Source organism: Tolumonas auensis DSM 9187 (assembly GCF_000023065.1).
Lineage (GTDB): Bacteria > Pseudomonadota > Gammaproteobacteria > Enterobacterales > Aeromonadaceae > Tolumonas > Tolumonas auensis.
In genome coordinates this window covers 135188-153398 of sequence record NC_012691.1, presented here as the reverse complement: position 1 = coordinate 153398, position 18211 = coordinate 135188, and the positions used below count along the sequence as shown (strand labels likewise).

At 49.3% G+C, this 18211-nt stretch carries 20 protein-coding genes; 4 read left to right on the top strand and 16 right to left on the bottom strand.

The genetic code is table 11. The features are described 5' to 3' along the window. Nucleotides 1-56: 56 nt before the first annotated feature. The 7 genes from glpG to TOLA_RS00710 all read right to left on the bottom strand — a co-directional run bounded on the left by glpG (nucleotide 57) and on the right by TOLA_RS00710 (nucleotide 6153). Nucleotides 57-887, bottom strand: coding sequence for a rhomboid family intramembrane serine protease GlpG (gene glpG, locus TOLA_RS00740; RefSeq protein ID WP_012728372.1), 831 nt, complete (start codon nucleotides 885-887; stop codon nucleotides 57-59). Beyond that, nucleotides 884-1204, bottom strand: a complete 321-nt coding sequence (glpE, locus tag TOLA_RS00735) for a thiosulfate sulfurtransferase GlpE (protein WP_012728371.1) — start codon at nucleotides 1202-1204, stop codon at nucleotides 884-886. Before glpE ends, glpG begins: the two co-directional genes overlap by 4 nt. Before the next feature lie 69 nt (nucleotides 1205-1273). After that, nucleotides 1274-1981 (bottom strand): ABC transporter ATP-binding protein, encoded by a 708-nt coding sequence (locus TOLA_RS00730; RefSeq protein ID WP_012728370.1) that lies wholly within the window; start codon nucleotides 1979-1981, stop codon nucleotides 1274-1276. Nucleotides 1982-1991: 10 nt separating this feature from the next. Continuing rightward, the gene (gene livG, locus TOLA_RS00725) at nucleotides 1992-2756 is read right to left on the bottom strand and encodes a high-affinity branched-chain amino acid ABC transporter ATP-binding protein LivG (protein ID WP_012728369.1); all 765 of its coding nucleotides are present in this window, start codon (nucleotides 2754-2756) and stop codon (nucleotides 1992-1994) included. After that, nucleotides 2753-4000, bottom strand: coding sequence for a high-affinity branched-chain amino acid ABC transporter permease LivM (locus TOLA_RS00720; protein ID WP_012728368.1), 1248 nt, complete (start codon nucleotides 3998-4000; stop codon nucleotides 2753-2755). The genes livG and TOLA_RS00720 overlap by 4 nt, the downstream gene beginning before the upstream one ends. Continuing rightward, entirely contained in the window at nucleotides 3997-4917 is a 921-nt protein-coding gene (livH, locus tag TOLA_RS00715; protein WP_012728367.1) for a high-affinity branched-chain amino acid ABC transporter permease LivH, read from the bottom strand. The genes TOLA_RS00720 and livH overlap by 4 nt, the downstream gene beginning before the upstream one ends. Nucleotides 4918-5037: 120 nt before the next feature. After that, nucleotides 5038-6153: a branched-chain amino acid ABC transporter substrate-binding protein gene (locus TOLA_RS00710; RefSeq protein ID WP_012728366.1), complete on the bottom strand. Its 1116-nt coding sequence runs from the start codon at nucleotides 6151-6153 to the stop codon at nucleotides 5038-5040. A 432-nt stretch (nucleotides 6154-6585) separates the two neighbouring features. On the opposite strand from TOLA_RS00710, the gene waaA reads away from it, so the two are divergent. Then, on the top strand, nucleotides 6586-7842 hold the full coding sequence (gene waaA, locus TOLA_RS00705; RefSeq protein WP_041609433.1) for a lipid IV(A) 3-deoxy-D-manno-octulosonic acid transferase: 1257 nt from the start codon (nucleotides 6586-6588) through the stop codon (nucleotides 7840-7842). 2 nt (nucleotides 7843-7844) lie between these two features. Here waaA and TOLA_RS00700 read toward each other — a convergent pair whose 3' ends face one another. The 3 genes from TOLA_RS00700 to TOLA_RS00690 form a co-directional block, all read right to left on the bottom strand. Continuing rightward, the gene (locus tag TOLA_RS00700; protein ID WP_012728364.1) at nucleotides 7845-8564 is read right to left on the bottom strand and encodes a 3-deoxy-D-manno-octulosonic acid kinase; all 720 of its coding nucleotides are present in this window, start codon (nucleotides 8562-8564) and stop codon (nucleotides 7845-7847) included. A 68-nt stretch (nucleotides 8565-8632) separates the two neighbouring features. Next, the gene (locus TOLA_RS00695) at nucleotides 8633-9559 is read right to left on the bottom strand and encodes a PA2778 family cysteine peptidase (protein ID WP_012728363.1); all 927 of its coding nucleotides are present in this window, start codon (nucleotides 9557-9559) and stop codon (nucleotides 8633-8635) included. A gap of 3 nt (nucleotides 9560-9562) precedes the next feature. Continuing rightward, complete coding sequence (locus TOLA_RS00690) at nucleotides 9563-9946, bottom strand: PA2779 family protein (RefSeq protein WP_012728362.1); 384 nt, start codon at nucleotides 9944-9946, stop codon at nucleotides 9563-9565. Between the two features lie 143 nt (nucleotides 9947-10089). On the opposite strand from TOLA_RS00690, the gene coaD reads away from it, so the two are divergent. Continuing rightward, a complete protein-coding gene (gene coaD, locus TOLA_RS00685; RefSeq protein ID WP_012728361.1) occupies nucleotides 10090-10584 on the top strand; it encodes a pantetheine-phosphate adenylyltransferase in 495 nt (164 codons plus the stop codon). Here coaD and mutM read toward each other — a convergent pair. Further along, complete coding sequence (gene mutM, locus TOLA_RS00680; RefSeq protein ID WP_012728360.1) at nucleotides 10575-11405, bottom strand: bifunctional DNA-formamidopyrimidine glycosylase/DNA-(apurinic or apyrimidinic site) lyase; 831 nt, start codon at nucleotides 11403-11405, stop codon at nucleotides 10575-10577. The two genes, coaD and mutM, sit on opposite strands and share 10 nt — an antisense overlap. 171 nt (nucleotides 11406-11576) lie before the next feature. Here mutM and yccX point away from each other — a divergent pair, with 171 nt between their 5' ends. Beyond that, nucleotides 11577-11858 carry an acylphosphatase gene (gene yccX / locus TOLA_RS00675; RefSeq protein WP_012728359.1) on the top strand — a complete coding sequence of 94 codons (282 nt, stop codon included), beginning with the start codon at nucleotides 11577-11579 and terminating at the stop codon, nucleotides 11856-11858. A gap of 2 nt (nucleotides 11859-11860) precedes the next feature. Here yccX and TOLA_RS00670 read toward each other — a convergent pair whose 3' ends face one another. Both TOLA_RS00670 and metB read right to left on the bottom strand, forming a co-directional pair. Further along, the gene (locus TOLA_RS00670; protein WP_012728358.1) at nucleotides 11861-14299 is read right to left on the bottom strand and encodes a bifunctional aspartate kinase/homoserine dehydrogenase II; all 2439 of its coding nucleotides are present in this window, start codon (nucleotides 14297-14299) and stop codon (nucleotides 11861-11863) included. A gap of 52 nt (nucleotides 14300-14351) precedes the next feature. Next, nucleotides 14352-15512: a cystathionine gamma-synthase gene (gene metB / locus TOLA_RS00665; protein WP_012728357.1), complete on the bottom strand. Its 1161-nt coding sequence runs from the start codon at nucleotides 15510-15512 to the stop codon at nucleotides 14352-14354. A 154-nt stretch (nucleotides 15513-15666) separates the two neighbouring features. On the opposite strand from metB, the gene metJ reads away from it, so the two are divergent. Beyond that, a complete protein-coding gene (gene metJ, locus TOLA_RS00660; RefSeq protein WP_012728356.1) occupies nucleotides 15667-15987 on the top strand; it encodes a met regulon transcriptional regulator MetJ in 321 nt (106 codons plus the stop codon). 14 nt (nucleotides 15988-16001) lie between these two features. Here the strand turns inward: metJ and TOLA_RS00655 are convergent, their stop codons facing one another. From TOLA_RS00655 to TOLA_RS00645, 3 genes are all read right to left on the bottom strand, one after another. Then, nucleotides 16002-16589 carry a GNAT family N-acetyltransferase gene (locus tag TOLA_RS00655; protein ID WP_012728355.1) on the bottom strand — a complete coding sequence of 196 codons (588 nt, stop codon included), beginning with the start codon at nucleotides 16587-16589 and terminating at the stop codon, nucleotides 16002-16004. Between the two features lie 196 nt (nucleotides 16590-16785). Continuing rightward, nucleotides 16786-17172, bottom strand: coding sequence for a 50S ribosomal protein L17 (rplQ, locus tag TOLA_RS00650; RefSeq protein WP_012728354.1), 387 nt, complete (start codon nucleotides 17170-17172; stop codon nucleotides 16786-16788). 43 nt (nucleotides 17173-17215) lie between these two features. Next, entirely contained in the window at nucleotides 17216-18205 is a 990-nt protein-coding gene (locus TOLA_RS00645) for a DNA-directed RNA polymerase subunit alpha (RefSeq protein ID WP_012728353.1), read from the bottom strand. Nucleotides 18206-18211: the final 6 nt, after the last annotated feature.

Below are 18211 nucleotides of genomic sequence, written 5' to 3'. Positions count from 1 at the left end.
TTACATCATGATCAACAATGAAATGGGATATGTCCGTATCAAAATTGAGTTGACCGTTAAGCCGGGCCGGAAATAGTCCGGTGACTGTCCCGCCATCCCTGTATCAACCCGACCAGTAAACCACCCAGATGAGCCAGATTAGCGGTATTGAATCCTAATAGATTGGTAAACCCCAGCACCAGCCAGACGAGCATAAAAATAAACAGGCCATTCGAAACAGTGACTTGTGAGGGGTCTTCTGAGTTCCGTTCCCGCAGCCATAGATAACCAAGCAGAGCGTAGGTGACACCTGACATGCCGCCAAATAATGAACCGGAAACCATAGCCTGTAAGACATTCGGGATCAGTGCGCCGGAAATCAGCACAATAGCCAGCTTGATAACACCATACCGCTGTTCTGTGCGTCCGCCGAGATACCACCACCAGGCAAGATTGAATACCAGATGCAGAACAGAAAAGTGCAGAAACACCGGTGTGAACAACCGCCAGATTTGACCACGTTGCCACGGCCATTCAAAAGTCAGTAGGGACTCTACCGGGATAGTTAACCAATACAGCAGGAACACAGCGATCATTAAGAATGACACCACCAGCATCAGCGGTTGCGCCTGCAGCATTAACTCTGTCATTAAGCTGGAATCGGTAGCTGATCGCCAGGTCGCCGGCTTTTCCTGTTGCCAGGCGGCCTCCCGGTACCGGGGATGATGGGGTTCAAGGATAAAGCGCTGCACTTCCCTCTCGGCAGCAGAGGTTTTCGTCTCATCCAGCAGCCAAACTGAGATACCTGTTTCAGAGCTTTGTACCTGACAAGGCATATTCTGCGTTTGCAGATAATCCGCCAGCATCTGAGCCAGATGCGGATCATTCAATTGGATCAGCTGAATCATACTGTTGCCGTATAGGGATATACGTGCCGCCAGCCTTCGAAACCGCCATCAATACTGTAGACTTTTTCATACCCGATACTGGTCAGATAATTAGCAACTCCCTGGCTGCTATTACCGTGATAACACATAACCAGTACAGGCGTTTCTTTAGTGATCTGCTGCGTGAATTGCGGCAAGGTATCATTCGTCAGGTGAAAGGCACCAGTAACATGCGCGGCATTAAAGGATGAAGGATCCCGGATATCAGCCAGACACACGGATGGGAGTTGTAACAGCGCAGCGGCCTGTTGGATGGAAATGCGGGTAAACTGTGACATCACGGTCTCCTCAGAGGAATGAGCACAGTTTACCCGATTGTTACAGAAAAGATCTATTTTTGAAAATAATTAACCACCCAGATAGGCATTGCGTACTGCCGGGTTCGCAAGCAACGCAGCACCGGTATCTTCCAGTACGATACGCCCCGTTTCCAGAACGTAACCGCGATCCGCCAGTTTCAGCGCCTGATTTGCATTCTGCTCTACCAGGAAGATAGTCATACCGCGCTCTTCACGTAATTGCTGCACGATATCGAAAATCTGCTGGATCACCAGCGGAGCCAGCCCCAGTGAAGGTTCATCCAGAAACAGCAAACGTGGTTTACTCATCAAAGCGCGGCCAATCGCCAGCATCTGCTGTTCACCACCAGACATGGTACCGGCACGCTGGTTAATACGTTCTTTCAAACGAGGGAACAGATTGAACACTTCGTCCATCAACGCGACTTTTTCAGCTTTATCATTAATGAAGAACGCACCCATGCTCAGGTTCTCTTCCACGGTCAGACGGGAGAAAATACGACGACCTTCCGGCACAATCGCAATATCCCCACGCATGATGGTCGAGGTGGAATCCTGAGTAATGTCACGACCTTCGAAAATGATCTGACCTTGTGACGGTTTTGGATCACCACAAATGGTCATCAGCAGTGTAGTTTTACCCGCACCGTTCGCACCAATCAGTGAAACGATTTCACCCTTTTTGATATGTACGCTGACATCAGTTAATGCCGCGATCTTACCGTAGAAGGTAGAGACGTTTTTTACTTCTAACATCGGCTATCTCCTATGACTCGCCCAGATAGGCCTTGATCACGGCCGGATTATCACGCACTTCTGCCGGTTTCCCGTCAGCCAAAGGTGTTCCCTGATTCACCACGAAAATATGGTCGGAAATATCCATAACCAGCTTCATATCGTGTTCAATCAGTAATACAGATACATCAAACTGATCTCGCAACTGACGGATCAGATTATTCAGATCTTCTGTTTCTTTCGGGTTCAGACCGGCAGCCGGTTCATCCAGCATCAGGATCTTTGGCTGAGTACACATACAACGTGCAATTTCCAGGCGACGTTGCTGACCATAAGCCAGATTACCCGCAGAACGGTTCGACAGATCGGTCAGACCGATGGTGTCCAGCCAGAACTTTGCCCGTTCCAGCGCTTCACGTTCAGAACGACGGAATGCCGGGGTTTTCAGTAAACCTGCGATGAAATTGGTATTCATGTGGCGGTGCTGAGCCACCAGCAGGTTTTCCAGTACGGTCATCTCTTTAAACAGACGCACGTGCTGGAAGGTACGGACCACCCCTTTACGGGCAATCTCGTGACCAGGCAAACCCTGAATTTCCTCACCGCGGAAACGAATGATGCCGTTCGTTGGTTTATAGAATCCGGTCAGACAGTTAAATACGGTGGTCTTACCGGCACCATTCGGACCGATAATCGAGACAATTTCTTTCTCTTTCAGCTGCAGTTTCACACCGTTAACCGCCAGCAAACCGCCGAAACGCATGGACAGATCGGAGACTTCTAATAACTTACTCATTTCGGCAACTCCACATGATGACGAGTCATTGGCACCAGACCCTGTGGACGCCACAACATCATAACCACCATCAGCAGACCAAACATCAGCATCCGGTATTCATTAAAGGCTCGCAATTCTGGCAATACGGTCATGATAATTGCTGCCAGCACAACACCGGCCAGTGAGCCCATTCCGCCCAATACCACAATCGCCAGAATGATGGCCGATTCAATAAAGGTAAATGATTCCGGACTGATAAAACCCTGACGGGCGGCGAAGAAACTACCGGCAAAACCGGCAAACGCCGCGCCGATGGAGAATGCGGTCAACTTAATAATTGTTGGATTCAGCCCCAGTGAACGACAGGCAATTTCATCATCACGTAACGCTTCCCAGGCCCGGCCCAGCGGCATACGCAGCAGACGCTTGATAACCAGCAATGTCAGCAGCACCAATAAAACCGCCATCACATACAGGAAGATAATCTTGTAGTTAGCGTCATAGCTGATACCGAAAAATTCGTGGAAAGTACGACCACCATCTTCTGCACGACGGGAAAACTCCAGACCGAACAACGTTGGTTTCGGAATACCGGAAATACCGTTTGGCCCACCGGTAATGGTGGTCAGGTTATTCAGCATAATACGGATGATTTCACCAAAACCCAGCGTCACAATTGCCAGATAGTCACCGCGGAGCCGCAATACCGGGAAACCCAGCAGGAAACCAAACAGCGCAGCCATACCACCCGCTAGCGGCAGACATATCCAGAAGGACAAACCAAGATATTGGTTTAACAAGGCATAGGTATAAGCGCCAATTGCGTAGAAACCGACATATCCCAGATCCAGCAAGCCAGCCAGACCCACCTGGATATTCAGGCCAAGCCCCAGCATGACATAGATCAGGATCAGCGTACCCAGATCCAGCAAATTACGGGAGGCAAAACATGCTATCAGCAGAACGCCTGCCAGCAGCAACAATTGCAGGATCCGGTATAAACGCGGATTTCCGGTCGTGGTTGGCAGCGACAACACAGGAACACTTTCTTTCAGCGCAGAAAAACCGCCTGAGATTTGATCACGGAATAACTGGAACAGAAATACAACCACCACAGCCAGCGCAATCAGCGGACCATTTTCCTGCAAACGGCTAACGACGGTAATCCCCACGCCCTCTGTCTGCAGTTGGTAACAAAACAACCACAGCGTCAAAATCAGCGTCAGCAAACCGGCAACAGAGGCCTGTTTAAGATGCTTCATACTTTTTCCACCTCTGGACGACCTAAAATGCCGGTTGGCATCAGTAACAGAATGGCAATCAGCAGGCCGAACGCCACCACATCTTTATATTCAGAACTTAAGTACGCAGAGGTCAGTGCCTCGGTCACCCCAAGGATCAGACCACCAATCATGGCACCAGGGATAGAACCGATGCCACCCAATACCGCTGCGGTAAAGGCTTTCAGGCCAGCCATAAAGCCCAGAGATGGATTGATCACACCGTAATAGAGTCCGAGCAGGATCCCGGCAATCGACGCCAGCGCGGCACCAATGACGAACGTCAGTGCAATCACACTGTTGGTATCAATACCCAGCAGGTTGGCCATTTTGATATCTTCGGCACAGGCACGGCAGGCGCGCCCCATACGGGAGCGGGAAATAAATTTCGATAATCCATACATAGAAATGAAGGTCACCACAAAGATGATGATCTGCATATAAGAAAGGCTGGCTGCATTACCCGGACCAAACTCAATTCCGCCCTGCACCAGTGAAGGCATGGCAATATCACGCGAACCTTGCGCAAAACGGACCAGGTTCTGCAGAAAAATCGACATACCAATCGCAGAAATCAGCGGAATAAGGCGGTTACTGCCGCGCAACGGGCGGTAGGCTACACGCTCAATACTCCAGCCATAGCAACTGGTAATCAGGATAGAGACGATAAATGCAGCACCCATCAGCAGGACTGAACTGTCGATACCCATCATCATCAGCGCCGTTATGACCATAAAGCCAATATAGGAGCCGATCATATAGACTTCGCCGTGGGCAAAGTTAATCATGCCGATGATGCCGTACACCATCGTATAGCCAATCGCTATCAGCGCGTAGGTGCTGCCGATAGTCAAGCCATTCAGCAACTGCTGAATAAAGTAAAAAATCTGTTCTGACATATACCGTTGTTCCTGAGCGATCCGCGAAGGACGTGGATCAGCGCGGAAAGAAAAGTGACTGACCCGATAAATAAAAAGCAGGGCCGTAATAACAGCCCCGCTTTATAGTTTAGCGGATATTTATTGCAGAACGCTGGATGTACCATCCGCGTGCCACTGATAGACACCAAATTTAAAGTTTTTCAGATCGCCGGATGCAGACCACTCCAGTGGACCCATCACAGTGTCGACCTTATTAGCACGCAGATAATCAGCGATATCTGCTGGTTCTTCACCAGCTGCATTGAGACCTGCAGCCAGAGACTGAACTGCTGCATACGTGGTCCATACAAACGGGCCAGAGTAATCCTGCTTCTTCGCTTTGAATGCCTCTACGATTTTGGCGTTAGCCGGATCTTCATCGTATTTTTTCAGCATGGTCACATACATGCCTTCTGACGCTTTACCCGCGATAGCAGAGATATCTTTGTTACCTACACCTTCTGGTCCCATATATTTAGCAGTGAACCCTTTTTCGGCAGACTGACGCAGGATCAGACCCAGTTCCGGGTGATAACCACCGTAGTATACGAAGTCAACGTTCAGTTTTTTCAGTTTCGCAATCAGAGCAGAAAAGTCTTTATCACCGGCAGTAACACCTTCGAAATCAACGACGTTCGCACCGTTTTTCTTCAGTGTTTCATATACGGAAGTAGCAATGCCTTCACCGTACTGTTTCTTATCATGAATAACAGCGATAGTTTTTGGCTTGATCACGGAAGTGATGTAGTTTGCCGCGGTTGGGCCCTGGTCACTGTCCAGACCAGTAGTACGTAATACCAGTTGGTAATCACGCTGAGTAATTTTCGGTGCAGTCGCCGCCGGCGTGATCATCAGAATACCTTCATCTTCATAAACATCAGAGGATGGTAAGGTACTGTCAGAGCACAGATGACCAATCACATATTTCACACCGTCGTTAACTACTTTGTTAGCAACCGCAACAGCCTGTTTTGGATCGCAGGCGTCATCATATTTGATCGCTTCCAGCTTTTTACCCTTGATGCCACCAGCAGCGTTAATCTGCTCAACTGCCATCAGGCCACCAGTAAATTCCATGTCACCATACTGTGCAACAGGACCCGTTACCGGCCCGGCAATACCCACTTTGATGGTTTCTTCAGCCATCGCAGAAGCAGTACCGAACAGTGCTGTCGATACCGCAGCAGCCACAATCAGTTTTGACATTTTTTTCATGCAGATTCCCTCGATTATTGGACACAAAGTCCATTTGGGCCTTTTTTATTCACAACCGGAATAGTTTTACCGCTTTCTATCACTGCCATATGGCGAAAGACAAGAGCGGGAGTGAAAAATATTCTTTGGTAAAACAGAGCTCTTACAACATAGATCGTTGCTATAAATTGCAAAAATAGAGCCAGAATTAGCATTAATCACCAAAACTAGACGAATATACCACAATTGTAAAAATATCCAGTTTTATTAACTAAAGTGAAAAACGAGATATCCATCTGCTCAGCAGAGTATATTTTTATCAATTCCGCTGTTTCCTGCTGTATTGCTCTAATATGAAGCAATACCGTAAAGTGAGTGCACCAACAAACGCTGCTTGCCAGCATGATCGGTTTTTCTGATACTGTCGCCCAAACTCTCTGCCGGTCGCTCTCTATGCGTTTACTTTATACTTTTCTCATTTATTTGTTGCTGCCGGTAATCTTATTTCTGCTTTATCGCCCTCAACGAGGCAAACCGGGTTTTGGCTCCCGCTGGAAAGAACACTTTGGCTTCGTAACCGCACCAAATGCCCGCTTTCCGCTCTGGATCCACGCGGTCAGCGTTGGTGAAACGATTGCGGTAACGCCTCTAATCAAAGCGTTAAAACAACAACATCCGGATTTGCCAATCCTGCTAACCACCACCACCCGTACCGGTGCCGATCAGGCGGCACGACTGGGAGATCTGGTTGAACATCGATACGCACCGCTGGATTATCCCGGTGCCGTTGCCCGTTTTCTGCAACAGATCAAGCCCCGGGCGTTGCTCATCATGGAAACAGAATTATGGCCAAACTTATTAGCCAGCTGTGGCCACCGGAAAATACCGGTCGTGATCCTGAATGCGCGCTTGTCCGAACGTTCCTGCCAGCGTTATCAGCATATACGCCATTTCTTTCAGCAAATGAGCCATTCGCTAACGTTGCTCCTGTGTCAGCATCATGAGGATGCCGCACGCTTTAAACGCTTAGGCGTTGCCGAACAGCAAATTGCCGTCACAGGTTCGATTAAATTTGATATCCAGTTGGATCAAAAGCAAATTGAAGCCGGTGAGCAATATCGTCAGGAATTAAATCATCGTCCGGTCTGGATCGCAGCCAGTACCCACAAAGGTGAAGACGAATTGATCCTCCGGGCGCATCGGCAGATCCTGCAGCAGATACCAGACACTTTGCTGCTTCTGGTTCCCCGTCATCCGGAGCGATTCACTGATGTGGCTCAGCTTTGCCAGAATCAGGGCTTCACACTCTGTCGTCGCAGTGAACAACGCACGGCCACGTCAGATGAAAATATATTGCTGGGCGACAGCATGGGCGAAATGGCTTATTACTTCCAGATCGCCGATCTGGCCTTTATGGGGGGCAGCCTCGTTCCGGTTGGCGGGCATAATTTGCTGGAACCGGCAGCGCTGGCCAAACCAACACTGATCGGTCCTCATTTCTTTAATTTCAATGATATAACCAGACAACTCGTAGAGAAAAAAGCCTGTTACATCATTCAGAATGACGATGAGCTGGCAAGAAACGTGATCACATTACTCCGCTCAGAGGAGCAACGGTTGGAGATGGGTATGGTTGGATTTGATGTGGTTGCCGCTAATCAGGGCGCAATAGCCAAGAGTCTCGCGGCAATAAGCAAAATCGTGCAATAAAATCAGCGATAGGAGTGATACGCGACCAGCAGATTTTGCCAGTCATCCGTCTGCCAGTGAAACAGCGGATGCAATGCCGATTCTTTTTGCAGTGAGCGTAACAACCGTGCCAGATTTTTGGTCTGCCAACGCCCCGGACGGCGGATGGCTCCCTTATCAAAATCAATCAGCCAGATCTTCCCGTTGGCATCACGTAAAATATTGTGTGCGTTCAAATCCGAATGATAAACACCGGCCTGATGGAACTGCGCCAGCACTTGTCCAATCTGCTGCCAGGTCTCCCGGGATAATGCCTCCCGCTTGAGGATCTGAACCAGATCTTCGGCTTCCGGAATACGTTCAATCAGGATGTCTGCCTGATAATACCAGCGCTGGCGCACCATCCGGGCAGCCACTGGTCGCGGCACGGGTAATTCATCCTCCACCAGCCTTTGCAGCAGATTAAATTCCGCAAACGCACGCGAAGAACTCAGACCGGTATAAAAAAACTGATCCGGAATATAACGGCCGATCAGGCCGCCACGCCAGTAATGACGCAGAACCCAGTGAGCCGAGTGATGCTGAAGAAACCAGGTTACGCCCCGGCCATGGGATTTCCCGGTGATCGCATTTTGCTGCTGCCAGTATTCAGCCGAAAAGTAATCCGGTGTGAAATCAGGTGCCAGCAAAGGGTCAAAACAACAAATTTGTCCGGCACTTTTCAGAATACGGGAAGCAGTCATGGAATAGCTCTCAGCGAAATGAACGCGCAATTCTACCCGCGTCGGCGTAACTTTGCATATCGGCCATATTATTCCGCATGCAAGGCACGCAGAACTTGCTGCAGGGTATCTCTGGCCGGCGCTCCGCCATCGGCCAGGACCGCTTTTTGCGCCCAGACAAACGCTTCTGCCGGCTCACCGCTCTCCAGTAAAGTCTGAGCCAGATTGTTGGCTGCTACCGCAGATGACGGATGCTGAATTGCGGCCCGCTGAAACCATTGTCGGGCAAGCAACAGATCCTGCTGCTGGTATGCGGCTAACCCTAAACCGATCAATGCAGTCAGGTTGTCTGGCCAGCGCTGCAATGCGGTCTGGTAGGCGGATTGAGCAATAGCTGAACCCGATGTCTTCTCTAAATCCAGTACGGCCTGAAGATAACGATCTTCCTGTGCTGACGCTGGCGGTAATTGCACCGGAGAAAGCGCCAATAACCCCCAGCGGCCGCCGCGCTGCCAGAGATTGTCAAATTGAGTGAATGTCCAGCGCTGATTCGCCAGAGAACCGGAATGCAGAATGATCTCCTGATGCGATAAATCATAACCGGTGACCACCGCATAATGCCATTTCGGATACCAGTTAAATGCCAGATTTAACAGCACAATTACTGGTCGACCTTCATCGATTTCTGCCAGTAATGCAGGCAACTCAGGTTTGATTTCATACGCCAGATAGCCCTGCCGGCGGACACTGGCTTTCAGCTCGGCCTGTAACGAACCGCCTCTGGCTGGCAGCAGCATTTCCTGAGCCAAATCCGATACTGACACCGTCTTATTTTGTTCTGCCAGCACCATTGCCAGAGCCGAAGGGCCACAATATGCGTCATCCTGCTGAATAAATGGCACCGATAACTGTTTATACGAAGAGCTAACGGCTGAAGCGGAGATAACAGGACGCTGCGCACAGGCAGATAAAAATAAAAAGCCCACCAGCAGGAGGGCTTGAATTATTAACCGCATAACTCAGCGAACAGAACGCGTGAACGGGAATACTTTGGTTAAACCAAGAATGTCCGTCACCAGTAAGAGAACAAATACAAATACCACTGCACCCAGTACAGCATTACCCGCAGCAGGTAATTGATCAATTTTATCGGATAACTGATTAATCTCGTCATCACTCATCGCGGCAACACGTTGCTGAACCAGCGCAATGTCCACGCCCTGAGCGGCGATGTGTTTCGCAACATCTTCTCTGGCCAGGAATTGCATCACCTGAGTACGTTCACTGGTCTGATGTACAGACATTGTTTCCTGTGCCGACATCATAGATGCTTTAGCAGGTAACGAGAGTGCCAATAATGAAACGACCAGCAAACGAGCCATTACACCCCAAAATGCAGACATACCATATCCCCTTTGTGTTTTTTTACTGTATGTATAATAACAACTTGATATTTTAGTGTTACGCAGCATATCCATTGCAGTATCTAAACACCAGATATCGCCTTTATAATAATAAACATTAATGTCTCTTGAGCGAAATTTTCATGCGCCAGAAAGTCGTTTTCCCCGGAACGTTTGATCCATTGACCAGTGGTCATTTCGACCTGATCAACCGGGCATCCATCTTATTTGATGAAGTCATTCTGGCTGTGGCAGCCAGTCCGGGTAAACGTCCGCTATTTTCACTGGAGGAGCGGCTCGCTCTGGCAAAAGAGGTCTGTCAGTCACTGCCTAATGTCACTATTACCGGATTCAGTAACCTGCTGATTGACTTCATGAAAGAACAACAGGCAACTATCCTGCTGCGGGGCATCCGGACTGGCAGTGATTTTGAATATGAATCACAGCTGGCGGCGATGTACCGCCGCATGATGCCGGAAATGGAAATCATATTCCTGCCGCCGGCGGAACAATACGCCTTTGTTTCCTCCACGCTGGTCAGGGAAATTGCACTGCACGGTGGCGATGCGGGTCAGTTTGTTACGCCTAATGTTGCTGAGGCAATCAAAGCAAAGCAATTACAGCTCGCTCAGTCATAACCTCCGGCAAACGGCTGACAAATCGGGCAATACACACTACTGCGCTGACCAAGGCGCAGTTCTTCCAATGGATGCGCACATACCGTGCAAGGTTGCCCTGCCCGACCGTATACCAGTAACTCCTGAACAAAATAACCGGGTTTACCATCAGTTCGCATGAAATCCCGTAACGTAGTGCCGCCTTGCGTGATCGCGCGGGCAAGCACTTTTTTCACGGCAGCAACTAAAGCCTGACTCTCTTCTGGTGTCAGCGAGTTCACTGCGCGTTTCGGGTGAATATGTGCCATAAAGAGCGCTTCATTGGCATAAATATTCCCAACACCCACAACAACACGGTTATCCATCAGCCACGGTTTAATCGCGCTGCGGGGTTTCCGGCTGCGTTGCCATAAATAATCGGCAGTAAACGCATCCGTTAATGGCTCCGGCCCCAGAGTCTTTAACAACGGGTGTTGATAAGGATCCTCAGCTGTCCACAATAAAGCACCAAATCGTCGCGGATCATGAAAGCGCAGCAATTTACCATTCGCTAATTCCAAATCCACATGATCATGTTTTTCTGCCGGCGTTCCGATTGGCAATATTCGCAAACGACCCGACATGCCCAGATGTAAAATCGCCGTTCCCAGTGTTGAACGCAGTAGCAAATATTTAGCTCTGCGTTCAATCTGTCGCAAAGGCTGCCCCTCAAGCAAACGGATCTCCGACGGAATGGGCCAGCGCAAACGGGGATGACGGATAACCACTCGCTCTACTACTATTCCCTCCATCCAGGGAGTAATACCTAATCGGCTGACTTCAACTTCTGGTAATTCCGGCATGCTGCATTCCTGAGCGTTAAACGATCTGATGACTTATTGTATTCCACAGTAACATTCAGCATATACGGAGCAGATTGCGATTCAGATCGTTCTTCATCGGCAGTAATACTTGTCGAAATTCGGAGCTGTGACTAAGTTAAACAGATAAAAGTGATAGATGGAGCAGACAAGATGACACCGCCACGCAGCGTCAGAATACAGGTTTACGGGATAGTTCAGGGCGTGGGCTTCCGTTACTTCACCCAGCAGGAAGCCAGCCGTCTCGGCCTGTGTGGCCGGGCGACAAACCTGTCTGATGGTTCCGTTGAAGTGCTCGCGCAGGGTGATGCACAGGCCGTGGAAAAATTGATCCACTGGCTGAAAACAGGTCCGAGAACAGCCAGTGTAGATTATATAGAAATCACCGAATTGGCAGCCGGCGCGGTGAATGCTTCTTCATTCCGCGCCTACTAGTTTTATCTTAATGTCGCACAGATTTTCCAGAGATCGGCCTGAACAGCCGCCGCGGTCACTTCCCGTCCGGCACCCGGCCCCTGCAGGATCAGCGGATTCGTACGATAAAAATCTGTTTCAATTGAGAAAATATTATCGCAAGGACGAAGGTTGGCAAACGGGTGTTCGGCTGAAAGCATATCCAAACCTACCCGGGCAGAACCATCCCGATCCAGTCTGGCAACATAGCGCAGTACCTTGCCACGAGCTTTCGCTTCATCAAAAGCCGCCACAATAGTCTTGTCCAGCTCGGTCAACCGCTCAAAAAATGCTTCCAGCGGGATATCTGCCAGCTCAACCGGCACCAGACTCTGCAAAGAGATATGATCCGGTTCCAGCTCCAGCCCTGCTTCGCGAGCCAGGATCAACAGCTTACGCCTTACATCATGCCCGGAGAGATCTTCCCGAGGATCCGGTTCAGTCAGACCATGCTGCCATGCCTGATCCACCAATTCAGAAAAAGGAACCGAACCATCATACTGCTGGAATAACCAGCTCAGGGTCCCGGAAAAAATACCGGAGATGCCATGAACCCGATCCCCCGATTCCAGCATCATGCGGATACAAGCCTGTACTGGCAAACCGGCACCAACGGTAGCGTTATACCGCCACTGTACCTGATGCTCAGCGAAGCTCTGCCGGACCCGCTGATAAAAGGCGCTTTCCGCCGCGCCCGCCAATTTGTTCGCTGTAATCAGGTGAGCACCGATCTGCGCAAACTCAGGATAATAACTGCTGACGGTCTCACTGGCGGTAAGATCGAGAATAATCAATTCGTCAAATGGGTGCTGCTCCAGTTGCACCAGCAATTCGGCCCAAATCACCGGCTGAGGATCAAAGCTATCCAGAACCTGCAGTGGATCAAGTCCGTCATCACTCAGAATGCCGCCCCGGGAATCAAATAATCCGTATAAGGTCAGTGTCAGCTGATGGGCCTGTTCAACATGATGCTTCTCTTTCGCCAGCAACTTCAGCCACTGACTGCCAATATTCCCTTTCCCTAATACGACCAGACCGACTCGTTTCGTCTGCAGAAACATAGCATGGTGCAGCGCGATCAACAGCGGCTCCAGAGTGATTTCACGTACAACGGCAACCAGACTCAAACCCTCAGGTGAGGTATAAATAAATTCCAGCGGCTGATCGACCAGTAAACGATAGAAGCGATGACATTGCTCCGCATTATCGCAAACACCCGTTCCAACCAGTCCAATCAGACTGAATCCATCGCGGCGAATGACTTCTTTGACATTTGCATGCTCTTGTTGCTGCAGCATGAATTGATACGCATCTGATACCATTTCCAGCGTATAAGCCAGCCGGACTATCCGGCGATCTTCCTGACATTTGCTGACCAATGGTGACAATTGCCGGGCGGCTAATAACTCTTCCAGGTGCGCAACCGCATCAACATAGTCACAGCCCGGTTGAATACGTAATTCAATTAAAGCAATCTGATCCAGCGAGGTCACAATCCGCGCGCCTTTCACCTGTGATTTACGGCGTAATATATGTGACGCACCCCCGTTAGGCGCATAACTTGAACGTAGCACCAGTTTTTGCTGACTGTGCAACAGCGGTTGTAACGTCCGTGAATGCAATACCGGCGCCCCTAATCTGGCCAGTTCATTGGCTTCGGTCAGTGACAAACGCTCCAGCAATTTCGCATCTTTTACGCAACGCGGATCTGCACTATATACGCCAGCGACATCACTCCAGATAGCCGTCGATTCTGCATCGGCCAAGGCTCCCAGCAATGTAGCGGAATAGTCAGAACCATTGCGGCCCAACAATAATGTCCGCCCCTCACTGTCTGCGGCAATAAATCCGGTAACAACAACCCGTTGCTCACCTGTACCCGCCAGGACTTCACGTAGCTTTTCACGGGACAATAGCTCATTGACCCGGGCCAGTGCCCCCTCTTCAGCCGAAAGAAAACGACGCGCATCCAGCCAGGCAGCCGGATTGCCACGTTCCGTTAACAGTGCTGCCAGCAGACGAGCGGACCATACTTCACCGTTAGCTAATATTCCGTTACGTTCATAACGATCATAACTACGCTTCAATACACCGGTTATTGTATCTATATCTTCCATCAGCTGTAACGACAGCGCCTGACGAGCCGGCCCATCCAATACATCTTCGATGAGACTTAATTGATAGCTTCGCAATCCATTCAGTGCCGCAACAACAGCATCATCGCCTGCTTCGCTCAGTTCCAGTACCTGCAGTAAACGATTCGTGGTTTTCCCTGCGGCAGAAACTACGATTAAAGCCCGCGGATCCGACTCCTGTTCGATTAATCCGGCGACACGGCGATAACAATTCGGATCAGCCAGGCTACTTCCACCAAATTTATGTACCTGTCGTCCTGGCAGGTGACCCGTTGCAGTATGCGGCATACTTCATTACCCCTTAATGCAGCCCCTTCGTGCTGTATTGATCATTTTTGTTCTACTTGCTGGCAACACAAGCGAAAGCCTGTTCCAAATCGGCCAGCAGATCGGTGATATGCTCAATCCCGACAGATAAACGTAATAACTGATCCGAAATGCCCGCCACACGCCGGGCTTCCGGATCCATTCCTGCGTGAGTCATACTGGCCGGATGAGCTACCAGACTTTCTACTCCACCTAATGACTCTGCCAGACAAAACAACTGCAAACCACCCAAAAATTGCTTTAACTGTTCGATATCAAAATCAACTTCAAAGCTCAGCATGGCACCAAAACCTTTTTGTTGCCGCTTTGCAATCTCATGCCCCGGATGATCAGGTAAACCCGGATGATAAATTTTAGTCACCTGTGGTTTTTGCTGCAGATATGCCAGAATAGCGGCGGCATTTTCCTGATGCGCACGCATACGTGGTGCTAATGTTCGCAGACCACGCAAGGTCAGATAAGCATCAAAAGCACCACCGGTATGACCCAGACAATTACCCCACCAAGCCAGTTTTTCGTGTAATTCGGTTTCTTTCGCAATAACAGCTCCGCCAACGACATCGGAGTGACCATTTATATATTTAGTTGTCGAGTGCACAACAATATCAGCACCTAATGCCAGGGGTTGCTGCAGTAACGGCGACAGGAAGGTATTATCAACCGCCACCAAAGCCCCGACTGCATGCGCCTGCTGGCAAATAGCCGCAATATCAACCACGCGGAGCAATGGATTAGATGGCGTCTCAATCCATACCAGTTTCGGCTTTTGTGCTAAAGCCTGTGCTAATGCTTCCGGATCAGTTTGGTCAACAAACAACACGCGGTAAGAACCCTTAGCGGCAACATGCTGAAATAACCGATAAGTCCCGCCATAACAATCATGTGGCGCGACCAGCAAATCATCCGCAGATAACAGTGCGGTTACTAGGTTAATAGCGCCCATGCCACTCCCGGTGAAAACGGCACCTGCCCCCCCCTCAAGTGCAGCCAACGCACCAGCCAAGGTGCTACGGGTTGGATTACCGGAACGACTATAGTCAAATTCTCTTTTTTCACCAAAGCCAGCAAACGTGTAATTAGTTGACAAATAAATAGGCGGGACTACAGCACCGAATTGTGTATCGACAGCAATTCCCGATTTGACAGCATATGTTTCCTGTTGGTAATCCGACATGACTAGTTCCTTGATGGCCGCTCGTTGTATCACGGTAACCCACCACCAATAAGACGTCAACACTTCTGGACGTCTACATGGCTTTGCCTATGGATTGCCATTACAGCCCATACGGGTTACTATGCTGAAGAGTGGATGAAATGACAGGTGTGAAATGAAAACGGCGTGGAATGGCGAATATATCAGTCCATATGCAGAACATGGCAAGAAAAGTGAACAGGTTAAAAAAATCACTGTATCCATTCCTCTGAAAGTATTAAAAATACTGACAGATGAACGGACTCGCCGTCAGATAAATAACCTGCGGCATGCAACTAACAGTGAACTACTCTGCGAAGCTTTTTTACATGCTTACACTGGGCAACCACTACCAGCAGACGACGATCTTCGCAAAGACTATCCGGATGATATCCCGCTGGCCGTGCAGCAACTCATGGCGGAAATGGGTAAGCCGATTGAAAAATACGATGAGTAATTACTGATTATCTCTCAATAATCCAGCTCTTCCGGAGATATATCCACCAGATCAATCTCCGGGATCATGTCTTCATGCCCGATGCGGCTATACACCAGCATATCGTCCAGATGTCCCTGCGTACGGCACGCATTTTGTAATGTGGCCTCAAGTCTGAAACCGGCACGCTCCGCTACAGCACGGCTTTTGTCATTACTGGCTGCGGTACGAATCTCTAGCCTTGTCGCATGCAAATGAATAAATGCATAGTCAGCCAGCAGCAAAACAGCTTCTGTAATATAGCCTTTCCCTGTTGCGGATTGCCGGACCCAATAACCTATTTCGTAATAGGGAACAGAGACATCCCTGACATGCAGACTGATGCTTCCCACTAACGCCTGATCTTCCCGTCGCACAATCATAAAACGTAATTCATGTTCTTTACGTTCGAACTGCTCTTTCGCCACATTCATTGTAGCGGTCACAGTCAGCAGAGATGGGTCTGGTTCTGCCCAATCTAAAAATAATTGATGTAATTCATAACTTTCAGATAAAGCAAGACGCAGTGGTTCAACCCATTCAAGCGATGGGGGCTTTAACTCAATTCGGGAAGAGATCAGCATCGAATCCTTTAGATCACTGGCAATAGATAACTAAAAACGAACCATGAATTTCTGCTTAAAAAACAGGAAGATAATCCCGGTTGCTCATTATGGTTACAGTATAGCAGAGGAAGGATCAGATCATAAGATGAGAAGAAAGGATATGGCAATCAGACTATAGTCTGAAAAAATAAAGCCGGGAAACCCCGGCCTTATTTTATTCTTCGGTAACTGCTTCAGCATCTACCGGACGACCAACCAGCTCAATATAAGCCATTGGTGCATTATCACCAGCGCGGAAACCGCATTTCAGAATGCGAGTGTAACCACCTGGGCGACCTTGAAAACGTGGGCCAAGTTCAGTAAACAGTTTACCAACAACATCTCTGTCACGGGTACGAGCAAATGCCAGACGGCGATTTGCAACACTGTCACTCTTAGCAAGAGTAATCAAGGGCTCAACTACACGACGTAGCTCCTTTGCTTTAGGCAAAGTCGTCTTGATGATCTCATGACGAACAAGGGAGCTGGCCATGTTGCGGAACATAGCCTGACGGTGGCTAGCATTCCGGTTCAGTTGACGACCACTCAAACGATGGCGCATGACCTTATCCTTCTAACAAAATCGGTAGAACCTGCGATCTGGATTAATTATCAGCCAGACTTGCCGGTGGCCAGTTCTCAAGGCGCATGCCCAGAGACAGACCGCGGGAAGCCAGTACGTCTTTGATTTCGGTCAAAGACTTCTTACCCAGGTTAGGAGTCTTCAGCAACTCAACCTCGGTACGTTGTACCAGATCACCAATATAATGGATTGCTTCTGCTTTCAGGCAGTTCGCAGAACGAACTGTCAATTCCAGATCATCAACAGGACGCAGCAGGATCGGATCGAACTCCGGCTTGTCTTCTTTCTTCTCCGGAACGGAAACATCACGCAAATCAACGAAGGCATCCAATTGTTCAGCCAAAATAGTGGCTGCACGACGAATGGCTTCTTCCGGATCCAGCGTGCCGTTGGTTTCCATATCGATAACCAACTTATCCAAATCAGTACGTTGTTCCACACGAGCGGCTTCAACATTATAGGCAATACGCACTACAGGGCTGAACGCAGCATCCAGTAACAAACGACCAATAGGACGATCTTCATCATCTGTATGTAAACGAGCTGATGCCGGAACATAGCCGCGACCACGTTGAACACGCAGACGCATACTAATTTCAGCATTAGCACCGGTCAGATGACAAATCACATGCTCCGGATTGACAATGACAACATCATCACCATGGATGATATCACCTGCCGTGACCGGGCCCGCACCAGACTTGGTCAGCGAAAGGATTACTTCATCTTTACCTTCCAGCTTTACTGCAATGCCTTTCAAGTTCAGCAAGATTTCCAGGATATCTTCCTGAACACCTTCTTTACTGCTGTACTCGTGCAATACGCCGTCGATCTCAACCTCAGCAACTGCACATCCCGGCATGGACGACAGGAGAATGCGTCGTAACGCATTACCTAAAGTATGACCGAAACCACGCTCCAACGGCTCAAGAGTTACCTTGGCATGAGTCGGACTGAGTTGCTCGATATCAACCAAACGTGGCTTGAGAAAATCTGTTACAGAACCCAGCATTATGTC